This window comes from Pseudomonas sp. CM25, assembly GCF_013179705.1.
GTDB lineage: Bacteria > Pseudomonadota > Gammaproteobacteria > Pseudomonadales > Pseudomonadaceae > Aquipseudomonas.
Map to the genome: position 1 here is coordinate 1 of NZ_JABMCW010000104.1, position 16,674 is coordinate 16,674.

Genomic DNA, 16,674 nt, shown 5'->3' on the forward strand with positions numbered 1-16,674 from the left:
CTTGCCCAAGTACGGCGTGACATCAAAATCCACCACGGCCCAGACCCCGCCTTCATAGTCGGGGTTCGCCACGTGGACATCAACTTCCCGAGGCTGCGGAAGTGCCTCCCTATCAGCGACCAACCCCTCGAAATGAAGCGCCAGCGCCTCATGGACATTGTCCAGTGCCTGAGCAACGGTAGCACCGGCGGAGAAGCAGCCCGGCACATCGGGAACGGTCACGCCGTAATCCGAACCGGCATCCTTGTGCAATACGACCGGAAATTTCATTGGTTGTCTCCTCTGACGCCCAGGTTGGGACCGCCACGAGCCGGGTTTACACCGGCCTGTTTCAAAATGCTGTGTACTGTGCCTTTGGGCAAGTCAATTTTGGGATGAGGAACTTTAACTCTCCCCTTCTTGCTGGGGTGCCTGAACTGGTGATGACTCCCTTTTATCTCCACCAGATAGATCCGATAGCCAAGTAGGAAAATACTTGTCGCAACATAGGAAATCCGCCAGAGCCATCGCGATAAGCGTGCAGGACCGACAAGCGCACATCACCGTCGAGGCCAACGACTGGCATAGCGCGTCCAGACAGCTGGACGTCGAGCCCAGGCAACTGCGCCTGCGCCAATGGCCCTATGGTGACGGGTCAATCAGCCAGTCACCAGGAGTTGTGCCATGTCCGATTTCATCACCGTCCTGCGCGAAACCTGCCCGACGCCGGTCGTGGACGCCACCAAGTGGAAACGCATCGGCGGCGATCCGCACACCGTCAACCTCAATGCCTACCTGTCGGCTGACGGCAGCAAGATCATGGGCACCTGGATCTGCACCCCGGGCAAGTTCGAGGTCAACTACGACAAATGGGAGTTCTGCCACTTCCTCGATGGCTACTGCATCATCACCCCGGAAGGCGAAGAGCCGAAGCACCTGAAGGCGGGTGATGTGTTCGTGATCGAACCGGGGATGAAAGGGACCTGGGAAGTGGTCGAGACCGTGCGCAAGTATTTCGTCTTCGCCTGATTTGTGATCATTACCGGCGACAGGGCCGGTACAGGCAAAAAAAATCGCGGAACAGGCGCCCTGCCCTCTGGTGCGCAGTTACAGAGGTAAGGCCGCCTGGCCCGCGATGAAGCCCACCTTTTGCGTCAATCCTTCTTGCGATAACCCTCGACGATGGCCGAGAAGTCCTTGCCGCCTTCGCCGCGCAGGCTCATGGCCTGATACAGCTGCTGGGCCAGCGCCCCCAGGATCACCGGCTGGTGCGCCTGGCGAGCGGCTTCGGTCGCCAGCCCGAGGTCCTTGAGCATCAGCTCGGCGCCAAAGCCACCGGTGTAACCACGTGATGCCGGCGCTGTTTCGATGATGCCCGGCCATGGGTTGTAGGTGTCCGAGCTCCAGCAACGCCCAGTCGAACTGTTGATGATGCAGGCCAGCACCTTGGTGTCGATGCCCAGCGCGTTGCCCAGGGCCATGGCTTCGGACACGCCGATCATCGAAATACCCAGCAACAGGTTGTTGCAGATCTTGGCGATCTGCCCGGTGCCGACCTCACCGCAGTGCACGATATTGCGGCCCATCTGCTCCAGCACCGGCTTGAGGGTGGCGAACAGCTCGGCGCTGGCGCCGACCATGAAGGTCAGGGTGCCCGCTGCCGCGCCGCCCGTGCCACCGGACACCGGCGCATCGCCCATGTCCACGCCCTTGGCCGCTGCTGCCTTGGACACCTCACGCGCGGTCTGCGGGTCGATGGTGCTGCAGTCCAGCGTTGGCGTACCGGGGCGAATGCCGGCCAGCACGCCATCTTCGTTCAGGTAGACGCTGCGCACATGGGCCGCAGCCGGCAGCATGGTGATCACCAGCTCGCTGCTGGCCGCCGCGTCCTTGGGTGATGGGCTGATCTGCCCGCCCAGTTCGGCAAGCTCGGCCAACACGGCCTTGTTCAGGTCGAACAGGTTCAGCTGGTGCCCGGCCTTGATCAGGTTGCGGGCCATGGGCGCGCCCATGTTGCCCAGGCCGATGAATGCGATACGCATGAGGTGCTCCTTAGCGCAGGCTGATGGTGGTGTTCACACCGTCGTTGACGCTGTCATCATCGAACCAGCGAGCGGTGACGGTCTTGGTCTGAGTGTAGAACTGCACCACTTGCTTGCCGTACGGGCCCAGGTCGCCGAGCTTGGAGCCACGAGAGCCGGTGAAGCTGAAGAACGGTACCGGCACCGGGATCGGGATGTTGATACCGACCTGGCCGATGTCGATTTCGCTCTGGAACTTGCGCGCGGCCGCGCCGCTCTGGGTGAACAGGCCGGTGCCGTTGCCGAACGGGTTGGCGTTGACCAGGGCGATGGCCTCGTCGAGGGTTTCGACCTCGAGGGTTACCAGCACCGGGCCGAAGATTTCCTGGGTGTACACCTGCATGTCGGTCTTCACCCCCGAGAACAGGGTCGGGCCGACAAAGTTGCCTTGTTCGTAGCCCGGCACGCTGACGTCACGGCCGTCGAGTTCCAGCTTGGCGCCTTCCTGGATGCCGCTTTCGATCAGGCCCAGCACACGCTCCTTGGCACGCCTGGAAACCACCGGCCCGACATCGGTGCCCGGCTCGCAGCCGGCATTGACCTTGAGCTTGCTGGCGGCGTCCTTGATATCCGGCAGCCATTCGCGGGCCTTGCCCACCAGCACCGCCACCGAGGTGGCCATGCAGCGCTGGCCCGCCGCGCCGAAGGCGGCACCGACCAGGGCGTTGACGGTTTGCGTGCGATTGGCATCAGGCAGCACCACGGCGTGGTTCTTTGCGCCCATCATCGACTGCACGCGCTTGCCGTGCTGGCTGCCCAGGTTATACACGTGGGTGCCCACTTCGGTGGAACCGACGAAGGAAATGGCCTTGATGTCCTGGTGGGTGCAAATGGCGTCCACCACCTGCTTGCCGCCGTGCACAACGTTGAGCACCCCGGCCGGTACGCCGGCTTCCAGCGCCAGCTCGACCAGCAGCATGGTCGAAAGCGGGTCCTGCTCGGACGGTTTGAGCACGAAGGTGTTGCCGCAGACGATAGCCATGGGGAACATCCACAGCGGGATCATCGCCGGGAAGTTGAACGGGGTGATGCCGGCACACACGCCGATCGGCTGGCGCAGGGTATAGGTATCGACACCGCCGGCAACGTTTTCGGCGAACTCGCCCATTTGCAGGGTGCCGATGGAGGCTGCGTGCTCGACCACTTCCAGGCCGCGGAAGATATCGCCTTCGGCGTCGGCCAGAGTCTTGCCCTGCTCGGCACTGAGCACCTGGGCAATACGCTTGGTGTGTTCGCGGATCAGCGCCTGCAGCTTGAGCATGATGCGCATGCGTGCGCCGATCGGGGTGTTGCGCCAGGTCTGGAAGGCGCGGTGGGCAGCCGCCACGGCAGCGTCGACTTCCTCGGCGGTGGCAAATGGCACGCGCGCCAGCACCTCCTGGGTGGCCGGGTTGACGATGTCGCGCCATTCGCTGGTAGTGGATTCGACCCATTGGCCATCGATCAGCAGCTTGACCTGCTCGACTTTGGTCTGGTCAGGGGATTGCGGTGCGTTCATCTGCGTTCTCCTTGGAATTATTGTCGGGACGAGATCGCCAGCGCCGGGCAAACGCGAGGTGGCGTCCTGAGGCATGTTTCGAGTATAGATGTGCAAACATCCAACAAGAACGCACAAAAAAACCGGATCATCATGCAAAAAGACCTCACATCCCTGAGCGCGCTCAACTGGGACGACCTGAAGTTCTTCCTCGAAGTCGCCCGCACCCGCAAGGCCAGCAGTGCCGCCAAACGCCTGAGCGTCGACTACACCACGGTGTCGCGGCGCATCACTTCGCTGGAGGGTGCGCTGGGCACCTTGCTGTTCGAAAAATCCCGGACCAACGGCTTTGTCCTTACCGCCGAGGGGCAACGCCTGCTGGGCTATGCCGAGTCGATCGAGAGCACCCTGCACATGGCGTGCGAGCAGGTTTCGGGGTCGGGCGTGGCGTTGTCGGGGCATGTGCGCATGGGCTGCACCGAAGGCTTCGGCAGCTTCTTCATCACCCCGCAACTAAGCCACTTCGTCGATGCCTACCCGGCTATTTCGGTGGATATCCTGCCGCTGCCGCACTTCATCAGCCTGTCCAAGCGCGAGGCGGATATCGTCATTGCCCTGGAGCGGCCGGAGCACGGGCCTTACGTGTGCTGCAAGCTGTGCGACTACCGCTTGCGGCTGTATGCGACCCAGGATTACCTGAACAGCCATACGCCGATCCGCCAGGTGTCGGACCTGGCCCGGCACCCGTTCATCAGCTATGTGGATGACCTGGCGTTCAGTTCCGAGCTGCTGTACCTGGCCAACCTGATCCCCAACGCCAATGCACACTTGCGCAGTACCAGCGTGATCGCCCAGTACACGGCGGCGTTGCAGGGCCGTGGGCTGGCGATCTTGCCGTGCTTTCTGGCGGCGCAGGATCCCCGGCTGGTCACGGTGCTGCCTGGTGAGATCGAGGTGACGCGGCAATTCTGGATGTACTGCCGGGAGGATTTGCGCAAGTTGAAGCGCATTACCTTGTTGTGGGATTACATCCGTGGGGTGACCGAGGCGAATGCGCCGTTGTTGATGGGTGAGACGCGGGAGATGCGCTTTGCTCAAGAATGAAGGGGCTGCTACGCAGCCCATCGCCGGCAAGCCGGCTCCCACAGGTACAGTGTGATCTCGAAGCCAACACAGTACCTGTGGGAGCGGGGTTACCCGCGAACACCGGCGCAGCCGGTGCCAGGCCTGTGGGTCAATGATCAGTAGGACGCCACCACGATGGACACTCGCCGGTTCTCGGTACGCCCGGCGCTGGTGCGGTTGTCCGCCACGGGCTGTGTGCTGCCCAGGCCACGGCTGTGGATGTTCTGCGCCTGCATGCCGACCCCGACCAGCGCCTTGGTCACGCTCTGCGCGCGGCGCGCAGACAGCTGCTGGTTATAGGCCGCCTTGCCCGAGGCATCGGCATGCCCATCCACCCGCACACCCTGGATACCAACGCCGAGCAGCGCCTTGCCGATGCGCTCGACAATCGCCTGGCTCTGCCCGTTGAGGCTGTCCAGATCGCTGCCGAACAGCACCTTGCCGGACAGGTCGTAAGCCCAGCCTTCGTCAGTCGGGGTAAAGCCCTCGCGCTTGAGCACGGCAATCTGTTCGGCGGTAAGGCCCTTTGGCGGGGTGTTCTGGCAGCCGGTTAGCGCCAGAACAGCGAGCAGCATGGCCAAAAAGGGGAATCGTAAAGCCTGCATCACGGGTTCAACTCCTGTTGTCGATTTCATTGGCGGACCGTTCCGTCTGCGCCACTTGCCATTGGCCAGGGCGTTTGCGCTTGGCCTGGTACATCGCCGCATCGGCGGCATTGAGAAGACTGGCGGGGTCAGCGCCGTCATCCGGGTAGAAGGCGATGCCGACGCTCAGTGAGGTGGCGATACTGCGGCCGCTGTCCAGCTGCACCGGCAGCTTCATGCTGGACACGATCTTTTCGGCGATGTGCTCGGCGTCCGGACGCGAATGCAAAGGCGTCAGCAGCACAGCGAACTCGTCGCCACCCAGCCGCGCCACCAGGTCGTGCTCGCGCAGCTGGGCACGTATACGGTCGGCTACGCTGATCAGCACTTCATCGCCCACGGCATGGCCGAGGGTGTCGTTGATCTGCTTGAAGTGGTCGCTGTCGAGGAACAGCAAGGCCAGGTGATCCTGCTGACGCGCCGCATTGCGCAGGCTGCGGGTCAGACGGCCCTCGAAAAACGCCCGGTTGGGCAGGCCGGTCAGGCTGTCGTGGCTGGCCTGGTGGGCCAGGGTCTGGTTTTCGCTCTGCAGGTGGCTGTGCCACACCTCAAGCTCATCCAGCAAGGCATTGAAGTCGTTGCCCAGCTCGTTGAGCTCGGCAATCGGCGCTTCCGGCACGCGGCGGTCGAAGCTGCGCTCGCGGCGGGCAGCGTGGGCGACACTGGCCAGGCCACGCAACGGGCGGACGATATCGCCGAGCAGGCGCCGTGACAAATATTGCGCAGCCAAGGCACTGAGTACCGTGCAAAACACGATACCGGCCAAGCCGCTGAGCAGGAACAGCAGCAAGCTACGGCCCTGGCCGACCAGCTCGATGTGCCCGACCTGCTGCTGCTGGTGCATGATCGGCAGGTTGACCGGCTCATCCAGCAGGGCGGTTGCAACCTGCACTTCCAGCTGCGCGAACATGCCGGTATCGCCGCGTTGCCAGTGCGCCAGCTGCACCCCCTCGTTGTTGAAGACCTTGGCCTCGGCCACTTCCTCGGTGCTGGCGATCAGCGCCAGCGATTCATTGGCAGCCGCGCTGTCGTCGAACACCACTGCCGCTTCCACGGTGTAGGTGATCGAACGGGCGATCAGGTGCAGGTTCTGGTTGGCGTAGACGCGCAGCGCAAGCACGCCCAGCAGGGTCAGGGAAATCCCGGCCAGGCCGACGGCGAGCAAGGCCACGCTGAGGTGGCCACGGCCCAGCACCGAGCGCAAGGTTGGCCGCAGGCCTGGCTTGCGTGTCGGCTTCATGGCTGCACCGCCCGACGCCGCGACAGTTGCAGCACACTGGGGTGAATACGCACCCCGGAACGTGCCACCGAGTCGAGGTTGACCTCAAAAGCCACCTGCTGGTCGCTGACCCGCAGGCAGAACAGGCTGCCGACCGTGCACGGGTCACCCGCTTCGCTGATACTCAATACCGGGTGGCCGTTGACACGCTGGAACAGGCGGTCTCGCTGGCCTTGGTCGAGTTTGCCGATGTAGACGGCGTCACACGCCTGGGCGACCTGGGTATCTTCTGCCAGCAGGCGCCGCACCTGCAGCGGGCGGCCCGACTCCTGCACATGGCCCTTGATCAGGTCATCGGCGTATTCGGTCGGGCCGACCAGGCAAAGTCGCAAGGGTGAGGGGTCGACGGGCCAGCGGGCGTAGCTGAAGATGCCCAGTACTACCTGGGTGACCGCTTTGGCGCGTTGCTGCGCCTGGGCGGCGGTCGTGGCTGTTTCTGCCTGGGCAAGGCCTGCGATAAGAAACAGGGCGGCCAGCAATAGCGAAAGCGCACAGCTTGTCACTCGCCTCCCGGCCACGTTCATGTGGGAAATCTCTTATGTCCCTTCCGATATCGGCGCAACGATAGCACATGGCCGCATCACTGTAGGAGGGATGGACGCAAGCCCGCTGCTGCAGGATCAGACCTGTTCAAGCATCAAGCCGGATATACGCCGCACCTTGCGCGCCACTGCTTCTTCGAAAATCCCCTGGCGTGGTTCGATCAGGCTGAAGCAGTGCTTGGCGCGGGTGATACCGGTGTACACAAGTTCCTTGGTCAGTACCGGGTTCAGTGCATCCGGCAGCACCAGCGCGGTATGGCTGAATTCCGAGCCCTGGGACTTGTGCACGGTCATGGCGAATACCGTTTCCACTTCGTTCAGCCGGCTGGGCAGGACAAAGCGTACGCCTCCACTGCCATCGTTACGCGGGAAGGCCACCCGCAGCAGCGGTTCGCCGCGCTCATCCGGCAGGCGCAGGGCGATGCCGATGTCGCCGTTCATCAGCCCCAGGCCGTAGTCGTTACGGGTTACCAATACAGGCCGACCTTCGTACCAGGGCTGCTGGCTGTCGATCAGCCCGGCTTGGTGCAGCACCCGCGCCACCCGCTCGTTGAGGCCTTCGACACCCCAGGCCCCCCGACGCACCGCGCACAGCAACTGGAAATCCTCGAAACCGTGCAGCACCTTGGCCGCCCACTGCTCCCACGCAGGGTCGTCAAACGCGCTATCGAGTGCCGGCCGATAGCGCCCCAGGGTGCGCAGGTAGCTGCTATAACCCTGCGGGCCTTCGCTACCCCGATTGAGGCCATCGAGCAGCAGGCGGTCGAAGGCGCGATCCTGCTCGTGCTTGAGCGCCACGCTGTGCACGTCGGGCGGGGGCATTGCCAGCAGGTTGCGCGCCGCGGAGGCGTCCTGGCGGTTGACCAGCCGGGCTAGCTGGCCAATGCCGCTGCCTTCGCCGAAACGTCGGGAAAAACGCAGCATCACCACCTGCTGTGCCAGCGGGTTGCGTTGTTCATCGCCAGACTTGAGGCCACTGCCTGCCAAGGACTCGCCGCCGATATGCTCCAGCCACGCTTCGGTCGCAGGCGAATAACAGCCCTCTTCGGCATCCCGGCACAAGTCACCCAGCACCGCGCCGGCCTCGACCGAGGCCAGCTGGTCCTTGTCGCCCAACAGCACCAGGCGCGCCCGGGGCGGCAGGGCATCGAGCAGGTTGGCCATCATTTCCAGGTCGATCATCGAGGCTTCGTCGACCACCAGCACGTCCAGCGGCAGCGGGTTGCCAGCATGGTGGCGGAAATGCCGCGAGCCTGGTCGGCTGCCGAGCAGGCGGTGCACGGTACTGACTTCGGTGGGGATGTGGCTGCGTACCTCACTGCTGACCTGCAGGCGCTCGACCTGCTGGCCAATGGATTCGGTCAGGCGCGCCGCCGCCTTGCCGGTCGGCGCCGCCAGACGAATGCGCAGCGGCCTGCCCTGCTCCACCGCTGGCGCTTGCAACAAAGCCAACAGGCGCACAACGGTAGTGGTCTTGCCGGTGCCGGGGCCGCCGGTGATGATGCTGAAGCCGGCGCGGGTGGCGAGCGCACAGGCGAGTTTCTGCCAGTCCACCTGGCCTGCTGGGGCACCACCTTCGAACAACTGTGCCAGGCGGCCCGGCAGGTCGGCGAGCGGCGCTTCGGCCTGGGTCAGACGCTGGCGCAGGGTATGGTCGATGCGCCGCTCGTAGCTCCAGTACCGGCGCAGGTACAGGCGCTCGCCGCTAAGCACCAAGGGCCGGGCCTGCTGGCCAGGGCTGTCGCCGGTGGCTACCAGCGGGCTGGTGCCGATGCGCTTGCGCCAGGCGTTCAGGTCCAGATTGGCCAGCAATTGCGATGGCAGCAGCAAAGGCCCGGTCAGAGCATCGCCTTCGGGCGGCAATGACAGGGCGAAGTCAGGCTCGGCCAGGGTTTGCTGCAGGTCCAGGCAGACATGGCCGTGCCCCAGTTGGTGGCTGGCCAGTGCCGCCGCCAGCAGCAGCAAGGGGTCACTGCCGGGGGCCCGCTCTTCCAGGAAGGATACGAACGCCCGGTCCAGGGCCCGCAGCCAGCCTCGCTCCACCCAGCGGTCGAGCAGTTGCAGGAGGTCACCGCTGTCATGCTGTGGTTTAAGCGCAAGCAGGTGCTCGGCGTTCAAGGGAGTGGGCAACAGGTCGACAAGGCTACGGCTCATGGCGTGACTCCGGCAAACAGGTCCTGCTGCGTGGGCGGGTGCTCGCCACGGAACAGCGCATCAAGGGTTTCGATCAGCTCGCGCGGTGGCTTGGCGTGATACACACCGTGACCACTGCTGCTGGCACCGCGCAGGAAGATGAACAGGGCGCCGCCGACATCGCGGTCGTAGTCGTAATCCGGCAGGCGCGCGCGCAACTGGCGGTGAAGCGCCAGCAGGTAGAGCACATACTGCAGGTCGTAACGATGCTCGAGGATGGCCTTTTCCATGGCCATGGCATCGTAGGCCTGGATGTCCGGGCCCAGCCAGTTGGACTTGTAGTCGGTCACGTAGTAGCGCCCGTTCAGCTCGAACGCCAGGTCGATGAACCCTTTGAACATGCCGTTCAGCACCGTCGGCAGCGCGGCAGGGCGCGCCAGGCCGGGGTGAGTGTGACGGGCGACCAGGCGGTCGAGTTGTTCGGCGTCGACCTGGTGGCTGGCGAACCAAAACTCCATTTCGATCTGGTAATGACGCAACTGCCCGAGGGTTACGCACGGGTTGTCGCCCGGCAACGGCAGCGCCTCGCCCAGCAAGCGTTGCATCCACTCGGTCAAGGTGGGAATCCAGCCGGCCCAGTCACGGCGGTTGCAGCGCTGGCCAACGGTTCGCTCGATCAACTGCGCATTGCCGCTGACCTCGCTGAACCCTTCGCGGCCGGCCCATTCCAGCAAGCCATGCAGGAAGGTGCCGGGGTTTGGTCCACGCGGGAAGCGGTGGATATCGCCGCTGTCGGCGGGGACCTCGCGCAGCACCTGGGCATCGACCACTTCGTCATCTAGCAACTGCTGTGCCTGCGAGCTATCGGCACCGAGGGCCTGATCGCCGACGCGCAGGGCACTGTACGAAGCGATCCACCAGTGCTCGGCTGCGGCGCGCCGCGGTTTGCGGGCCGGCAGCAGTTCACGCTCGGCGTGTGGCATGCGATACAGCTGTTCATCGGCCTGCGGCAGGCCTGGGCAAGTGATGTACGGGCAGGACGCCGCCAATGCTTGCAACCAGTCCTTGAGTTGTTGCGAGCCGGTCAGCGCAAGGCCCCCACCGAGCAGGTAGCCGAACGCCGAGCGGTGCAGTTGCGAGCTTTTCTGATTACCCCGCTTGAGGTCGGCAACGCCCAGCCAGCAGGCATGCTGGGCACGGGTCAGGGCGACGTAAAGAAGCCGCAGGTCTTCGGCCAGGCGCTCGTCATCCGCGCGCTCGATCTGTTGCTGATTCGGGGTGAGTGTCAGGTGGGCGTTGCCTTCGCTGTCGTGCCAGGCCAGCGGCAAGCGGCTGCCGTCCACCGGTTTACTGGTGCAGATGAACGGCAGGTAGACCAGGGGGTATTCCAGACCCTTGGATTTGTGGATGGTGACCACCTTCACCAACTGCTCGTCGCTTTCCAGGCGCAGGATCTGCTCTTCGCCAGCCTGTCCGGAACTGGCCAGGTGCTCGGCCAGGTGGCGGATGAGTGCCTGCTCCCCGTCCAGCTCACCAGCAGCCTGTTGCAGCAGCTCGGCCAGGTGCAGCAGGTTGGTCAGCACCCGCTCGCCATCACTGCGGCGGATCAGTGTGCGTGGCAGCTCGAAGTCATGCAGCAGGTGCCGCAGCATCGGCAACACACCTTGGCGCTGCCAGGTGTCACGGTAGTGGCGAAAACGCATGACCCAGCCTTCCCAGACACGCTCGTCCTGGTTCAGCCGGTCCAGCGCCGCCAGCGACAAGCCTAGCGTAAGGCTGGCCAGGGCGGCCTTGAGCAGGCGCTCCGAGTCGGGCTCGGCGCACGCCTTGAGCCACGCCAGCAGGTCGTGAGCTTCCTGGGCGGCGAACACCGAGTCCTTGTCGGACAGGTACACACTGCGCACGTCACGGGCCGCCAGCTCAGCACGGACCATCTGCGCTTCGTGGCCATCGCGCACCAGGATGGCGATGTCCGAGGGCAGGCACGGGCGCAGTTCACCCTCGCCATTCTGGAAGCCTGCCGTGCCTTGCTGGCCGCCGTTGAGCAGGGCGACGATATGGCTGGCACAACTGGCGGCCAGTTTCTGTCGGTAGACGGTGCTGGAGACCGGCTCTTCGCTTTCCAGCTGCCAGCATTGCAGCGCTGCACTGGCCACACCGTCGATCAGCAGATGCTCGCCACGGCCTTTGGCGCGCACCTCGATGAACGGCAGCGGGTTGTCATCCGTTTCGCGGAACAGGAACGCACCCCGCCCAGCTTCACGCGCCTCGGCCTGCAGGAACACCTGGTTGACTGCCGCGACCATGGCCTTGCTGGAACGGTAGTTGGTGTCCAGGCTGTGCAAACGGCCGCTGGTGGCGCGCCGCGCGGCGAGGTAGGTGTAGATGTCGGCACCGCGGAATGCGTAGATCGCCTGCTTGGGGTCGCCGATCATGAACAGGCCGGTTTGCGCACGGTTTTCACTGATCTGGTAGATGCGTTCGAAAATGCCGTACTGCACCGGGTCGGTGTCCTGGAATTCGTCGATCAGCGCGACCGGGAACTGCTCGCGAATCAGGCTGGCCAGGCGCTCGCCGGCGTCACTTGCCAGGGCGTGCTGCAGGCGCACGAGCATGTCGTCGAAACCCATTTCCGCACGCCGACGTTTCTCCACTTCAAAGCGTGCCGATACCCAGTTGGCAGCATGCTCCAGCAGGGGGGCATCCGGGCTGTCCAGGGCCTGCAATTGTTGCTGCAAGGTCTGCATGGCGTCGAGGGCCGGGTGCTCGGGTGGCGTGCCCTTCCAGGCTTCGGCCATGCCCGCAGGGGTCAGGCGGGTGAAGCCGGTGCCCAGGTCGAGTTCAGCGACTTGCTCATCGCCGGCCCAGGCGCAAAGTTTATCGAACCAGGGCTCGAAGTAACGGGCCTGCATCTTGCGGCCATCCACCTGCTTGGCGGCCAGCGCATCGCGGCAGATCTGCCGCAGCTCTTCTGCCCACAGCGCCCAGGGCGCCTTCAGCCGGGCCAGCTGCTCACCACGCTGCTGCAGCGATGCCTGAATCAGGGCGGCGGGCTCGGGCCCATCCTGCCCACTGCGTACCCGGCCGAACAGTGGGCGGATCCGCGGCAGCAAGGCATCGGGGCTACCCCAGTGGCCACGCACCCAGGCCAGTGCATCGCCTTGCATGCCGTAGCAGAAGCGCCGCCAGTAATCACGCATGACCTGGCCCAGCAGCTCGCTGTGATCGGTCTCCAAGGTCTGGGTGAACAGGCTGCCGCTGTCGAAGGCGTGTTCGCGCAGCATGCGCTGGCACCATCCGTGAATGGTCGATACCGCTGCTTCGTCCATCCACTGCACCGCGACCTCCAGGCGGCCAGCACAGCGCGGCCAGGATTCGTGCGGGTAATCGTCACGCAGCTGGTGCAGCAGCGGATCGGCGATTTCCAGCTCGCCCCGGAAGAAGCGCGCGGCCTCGGCCAGGCGGGCACGAATGCGCTCGCGCAGCTCTTTGGTGGCGGCGTCGGTGAAGGTCACGACAAGGATCTGCGGTGGCAGCAGCTCACGCTCGAAGCCTTGCTCGCCGCCGTGGCCGAGGATCAGACGCAGGTACAGTGCCGAAATGGTGAAGGTCTTGCCTGTGCCTGCGCTGGCCTCGATCAGCTGGCTGCCATGCAGGGGGAAACTGAGTGCCAGGGGACGGTCCTGGGTCATGCGCCTTTCTCCGGGTTGCCCAGGGTCTGCCAGGGGGCGTTGAACAACGGGCGGTACAGGGTTTCACACCAGCCTTCGAAGGTTTCGTCGGCGGTGAGCGCAGCGAAGTCGGGGTATTGGCGCGCCAGGGCGATGCTCTCGCTGCGCTCGCCGAAGCTGGTGCGCTCGTCCCCCTCGTAGGCGCGGGCTGCTGCGGCCAGGGCTTTGTCGGCATCGTCCTGGGCCAGCCAGGCAAAGGCAGTCTTGACGGCGACGGGCAACGGCGCGTTCATCGCCGCCTGACGCGCCACAAGCAAATCGCCCAGCAGTTGCGCCGCCTGCTCTTGCGCCACCGGCGCAAGCAGCAGGGTAAGGTCACTGGCCACCAGCGCGCTGTTGTAGCGGTAGCCAGCTGCGCAGGCCGCCAGGTGCGTGACCCAGGGCGCGATCAGGCGGTGCCACTTGAGGTTGTTGCGCCCCGCGCTGATGGTATTGGGTACTGTGGTAATGCTGAGCAGGCTCTGGTCATCGGCCTGGAACACCCGGCCCAGCCAGCCTTCGAGGCGGTGCTGAGCGTGCGCGAAATGCACCGGCAATGCGCCCTCCACCAGCTGTGGCCAGCGTTGCAGCAGCTGCTGATGACGTTGCAGCAGGTCGGGCAAGGGTTCGATCAGCTCGCGCTGCAGCAGTTCGCCGAAACCGGCCAGGGGCAGCAAACCACAGGCCTGCAGGCGCCTGGCCTGGGCCTGCAGGGCTTGCTCGGCCTGGTCAGGCTCGGCCAAGGCTGCCACCAGCAGGCTTTCGCTGGCGCCGTAGCGTTGCAGGGTGTCGAGTACGAAAGGTTCTTCGTCCGGGGTCGGTGCCGCCAATGCTTCGAAGTATACCTTCAGGCGCTGACTGAAGAAGTGCCGCACCGGGTGGCGCAAAAAGTCATTCAGCTGGGTCAGGCTCAAGGCTTCATCGTCGTGATAAGGCGGCAGGCCGGGTTCGCCCTGCTGCTCCTCGCCTTGCCGGTGCAATACCTGCCATTCGTGGGCAAAGCTGAATAGCGGGCTGCCCTTCTGGAAATACCGAGGGCTGAACGGCTGCAGCGGGTGTTCCTGAGTCAGGGCGTGCAACAGCTGCTCGCCCTGCTCTACTGGCTGCCCCTGTTCTGTACCCGCGAGGTACCAGCCAGCAGCGATGTGATCGCGCAACTGACCGATCAATACCGACGCCGGGCGTTCGCTGTTGTCGCGGATACTGCGCCCGACCCAGCTGACGTACAACTGGTCACGTGCGGACAGCAGCGCTTCAAGCAGCAGGTAGCGGTCATCCTCGCGGCGCGAGCGGTCACCTGGGCGGTAATCGCTGGCCATGAGGTCGAAGTCCAGCGGTTGTTGGGCACGGGGGTAGTCGCCATCGTTCATGCCCAACAGGCAGACCACCCGGAACGGAATGGCGCGCATCGGCATGAGGGTGCAGAAGTTGACCGAGCCTGCGAGGAAACGCTGGGACAACTTGCCTTGGTCAAGACCCGACAGCCAGGCTTCGCGCACGACGGTCAGTGGCAGTGGATCTTGCAGGCCGACGGTCTCGCACACTTCAAGCCAGCTGTCGCGCAGATCCTGCAACTGCATCAACAGAAACTCGTCGCGCTCGCCCTCGGCCAGGAAGAATACCTGCAGCAAGGCATGCAAGCGCTCACCCCACTGGCTTACGGTCGCGGGCTCGGACAACGCCTGGCAAGCCACTTCGAGGGCGTCGAGCAGCGCGACCAGTGGGCCGATCAGTGCCGCATCAAGGCCACCGATCTCATCATAGGGTTCGATGCCATCACAGGCTTCGCCGACACCTACGGCGTAACCCAGCAACATTCGCCGCAGGCCGAACCGCCAGCTGTTCTGCTCGAGCCCGCCAGGCAGGCCCAGGCTGGCCCGCTGCTCGGCGTTGAGCCCCCAGCGAATGCCCGCGCCCTCGATCCATCGATGCAGCGTGGGCAGGTCGCTTTCACGAATGCCGAAACGAGCGCGTACTGCGGGCACGTCCAGCAGGTCTAGCACTTCGCTGACCGCGAAGCGGCTGTCTGGCAGCTTGAGCAGGTGCTCCAGAGCAATCAACAAAGGCTCGCGGCCGCGCTGGCCCTGGTCGGTCAGGGTGAACGGGATGTAGCGCGGGTCGTTGCGCTGCAACTGCCCGAACACCGCGCGAATATGCGGTGCATAGGTGTCGATGGCCGGCAGCATGACGATTACGTCACGCGGGCGCAGCGTGGGGTCGGCACTGAAGCGGGCGAGCAACTGGTCGTGGAGGATTTCCACTTCGCGCTGCGGGCTGTGAGCGATGTGAAAGCGCACCGAGCGGTCTTGCTTGGTATCCACTGGCGGCCACAGCTCGCGGGTCTCGGCAAGCGGGCGCAGTTCGAGGATGTCGTCCTGCAACTGGTTGAGCAGAGTAGTGGGCGAACCGTCGCTGAACAGGTCGATACGGCCATCGCTGAACACGCCCTGGTAACTACCGGGGTCGTCGTAGCTGTCGAGCAGGTTGATGTAGTCGCGGCCTTGCTTGCCCCAGGCGGCCAGCAACGGGTGAGCATGCTGGTGCAGCGACTGGTCATCCAGCTGCAGCGGCATGCCCTGCTTGCGTTGCTGGCGTTTGTACTGGTGCCGCAGCAGGTCCTTGTCTGCAACGATATCGGCCCAGTGGTGGCGGCAGGGGTTATGCACGCACAGCAGTACCTGGCTGAACCGAGCCAGCCCCGCCAGTGCTTCCAGGGCCTGGGCTGGCAGCGAGGAAATGCCGAACACTATCACCCGCGATGGCAGCCCTGCAGGCGCCTGCTCCAGGCTGTTGATACGTTCGATGAAGCGCTGGTGCACCCCGGCGCGGCTCTGGGCCATGCCCTGCTCACCGACGTCGTCCAGCAAGGCCCGCCACAGTTCGGCCTGCCAGCGGTTCCCCGGTGGCAGCGGTTTGCGCTCGCCACGAGCGGTGTTGAGGAAGTGCTGGCCAGCGGCCCAGTCCTTTAGCCAATCGGCGCGGTAGACCTGATACTGGTCGAACAGGTCTGCCAGGCGCTCACTGAGCTGGTAACGCTTGCGCAGGTCGCTGTCGTCGGTGAGGAAACGCCGCAGCGGCTCGAAATGCGGGCGTTCGATCAAGGCCGGCAGCAGACGCATCAGGCGCCAGGTGAGGGGAGCTTTGTCGAGCAGGGATACCTCGGGGATTTCCTCCCGGCCCAGCACGCCACGATACAGCTGCCACATGAAGCTGCCCGGCAGTTGTACATCGATCGCAGCAGCAATCCCGCAGCCACCCAGGTCACCTTCCAGCGGGTCTTCGGCCAATGCCAGCTTGAGCCATTGGGCGATGCCGTTGCTCTGCACCAGGGCGATCTCATTTTCCAGCGGCGCCAGCGGGTAGCGACGCATCCAGCTCACCACCAGGCTGCGCAGGTCATCCAGGCGGTTGCCGTGGACGATCATGAAGCCGGGGTGGAGGTTGGTAGTGGCCATTGAGCATTCCCTGGAAGGCGGTGGATTCTGATGCGGAACCATATCACGGGGCATCGCTGGGGCCATGGCACGCATGTAGACAAAACTTTTCCAGCGGAAAAGACAAAACCCCTACCTGCATACGCAGATAGGGGTTTTGCGAAATGAATCTTGACGATGACCTACTCTCACATGGGGAGACCCCACACTACCATCGGCGATGCATCGTTTCACTACTGAGTTCGGGATGGGATCAGGTGGTTCCAATGC

At 64.4% G+C, this 16,674-nt stretch carries 12 protein-coding genes and 1 rRNA gene; 2 read left to right on the top strand and 11 right to left on the bottom strand.

What is annotated here, in order from left to right; genetic code table 11:
* Both HP546_RS13385 and HP546_RS13390 read right to left on the bottom strand, forming a co-directional pair.
* Positions 1-270 (bottom strand): type II toxin-antitoxin system HicB family antitoxin (locus tag HP546_RS13385; protein ID WP_172225721.1); only part of this gene is annotated, 270 nt, incomplete at its 3' end.
* On the bottom strand, positions 267-494 hold the full coding sequence (locus HP546_RS13390) for a type II toxin-antitoxin system HicA family toxin (protein WP_172225766.1): 228 nt from the start codon (positions 492-494) through the stop codon (positions 267-269). The genes HP546_RS13390 and HP546_RS13385, both read right to left, overlap by 4 nt.
* A 169-nt stretch (positions 495-663) precedes the next feature.
* Here HP546_RS13390 and HP546_RS13395 point away from each other — a divergent pair, with 169 nt between their 5' ends.
* Entirely contained in the window at positions 664-1,008 is a 345-nt protein-coding gene (locus tag HP546_RS13395; protein ID WP_003251579.1) for a cupin domain-containing protein, read from the top strand.
* A 125-nt stretch (positions 1,009-1,133) separates the two neighbouring features.
* Here the strand turns inward: HP546_RS13395 and mmsB are convergent, their stop codons facing one another.
* Together mmsB and HP546_RS13405 are read right to left on the bottom strand one after the other, a co-directional pair.
* Positions 1,134-2,021, bottom strand: coding sequence for a 3-hydroxyisobutyrate dehydrogenase (gene mmsB / locus HP546_RS13400; protein ID WP_172225724.1), 888 nt, complete (start codon positions 2,019-2,021; stop codon positions 1,134-1,136).
* Between the two features lie 10 nt (positions 2,022-2,031).
* The gene (locus HP546_RS13405; protein ID WP_172225727.1) at positions 2,032-3,558 is read right to left on the bottom strand and encodes a CoA-acylating methylmalonate-semialdehyde dehydrogenase; all 1,527 of its coding nucleotides are present in this window, start codon (positions 3,556-3,558) and stop codon (positions 2,032-2,034) included.
* 132 nt (positions 3,559-3,690) lie between these two features.
* Between HP546_RS13405 and HP546_RS13410 the strand changes: the two genes are divergently transcribed.
* Positions 3,691-4,641 carry a LysR family transcriptional regulator gene (locus tag HP546_RS13410; protein ID WP_172225730.1) on the top strand — a complete coding sequence of 317 codons (951 nt, stop codon included), beginning with the start codon at positions 3,691-3,693 and terminating at the stop codon, positions 4,639-4,641.
* A 137-nt stretch (positions 4,642-4,778) separates the two neighbouring features.
* On the opposite strand, the gene HP546_RS13415 is transcribed toward HP546_RS13410, so the two are convergent.
* The 7 genes from HP546_RS13415 to rrf all read right to left on the bottom strand — a co-directional run.
* Entirely contained in the window at positions 4,779-5,270 is a 492-nt protein-coding gene (locus tag HP546_RS13415) for an OmpA family protein (protein WP_172225733.1), read from the bottom strand.
* Between the two features lie 4 nt (positions 5,271-5,274).
* Positions 5,275-6,546 carry a diguanylate cyclase domain-containing protein gene (locus HP546_RS13420; RefSeq protein ID WP_172225751.1) on the bottom strand — a complete coding sequence of 424 codons (1,272 nt, stop codon included), beginning with the start codon at positions 6,544-6,546 and terminating at the stop codon, positions 5,275-5,277.
* Positions 6,543-7,109 (bottom strand): YfiR family protein, encoded by a 567-nt coding sequence (locus HP546_RS13425; RefSeq protein WP_172225754.1) that lies wholly within the window; start codon positions 7,107-7,109, stop codon positions 6,543-6,545. The genes HP546_RS13420 and HP546_RS13425 overlap by 4 nt, the downstream gene beginning before the upstream one ends.
* 96 nt (positions 7,110-7,205) lie before the next feature.
* Positions 7,206-9,281 (bottom strand): exodeoxyribonuclease V subunit alpha, encoded by a 2,076-nt coding sequence (gene recD, locus HP546_RS13430; RefSeq protein ID WP_172225757.1) that lies wholly within the window; start codon positions 9,279-9,281, stop codon positions 7,206-7,208.
* The gene (gene recB, locus HP546_RS13435; RefSeq protein ID WP_172225760.1) at positions 9,278-12,952 is read right to left on the bottom strand and encodes an exodeoxyribonuclease V subunit beta; all 3,675 of its coding nucleotides are present in this window, start codon (positions 12,950-12,952) and stop codon (positions 9,278-9,280) included. The genes recD and recB overlap by 4 nt, the downstream gene beginning before the upstream one ends.
* The gene (gene recC / locus HP546_RS13440; protein ID WP_172225763.1) at positions 12,949-16,425 is read right to left on the bottom strand and encodes an exodeoxyribonuclease V subunit gamma; all 3,477 of its coding nucleotides are present in this window, start codon (positions 16,423-16,425) and stop codon (positions 12,949-12,951) included. The genes recB and recC overlap by 4 nt, the downstream gene beginning before the upstream one ends.
* A 148-nt stretch (positions 16,426-16,573) precedes the next feature.
* Positions 16,574-16,674: ribosomal RNA gene (gene rrf / locus HP546_RS13445) — 5S ribosomal RNA — on the bottom strand; the annotation flags it as partial.

Coding starts and splice junctions, on each gene's coding strand:
- recB (WP_172225760.1), bottom strand. CDS start 12,952: ATGACCCAGGACCGTCCCCTGGCACTCAGTTTCCCCCTGCATGGCAGC.
- recD (WP_172225757.1), bottom strand. CDS start 9,281: ATGAGCCGTAGCCTTGTCGACCTGTTGCCCACTCCCTTGAACGCCGAG.
- HP546_RS13405 (WP_172225727.1), bottom strand. CDS start 3,558: ATGAACGCACCGCAATCCCCTGACCAGACCAAAGTCGAGCAGGTCAAG.
- HP546_RS13410 (WP_172225730.1), top strand. CDS start 3,691: ATGCAAAAAGACCTCACATCCCTGAGCGCGCTCAACTGGGACGACCTG.
- mmsB (WP_172225724.1), bottom strand. CDS start 2,021: ATGCGTATCGCATTCATCGGCCTGGGCAACATGGGCGCGCCCATGGCC.
- HP546_RS13395 (WP_003251579.1), top strand. CDS start 664: ATGTCCGATTTCATCACCGTCCTGCGCGAAACCTGCCCGACGCCGGTC.
- HP546_RS13425 (WP_172225754.1), bottom strand. CDS start 7,109: ATGAACGTGGCCGGGAGGCGAGTGACAAGCTGTGCGCTTTCGCTATTG.
- HP546_RS13420 (WP_172225751.1), bottom strand. CDS start 6,546: ATGAAGCCGACACGCAAGCCAGGCCTGCGGCCAACCTTGCGCTCGGTG.
- recC (WP_172225763.1), bottom strand. CDS start 16,425: ATGGCCACTACCAACCTCCACCCCGGCTTCATGATCGTCCACGGCAAC.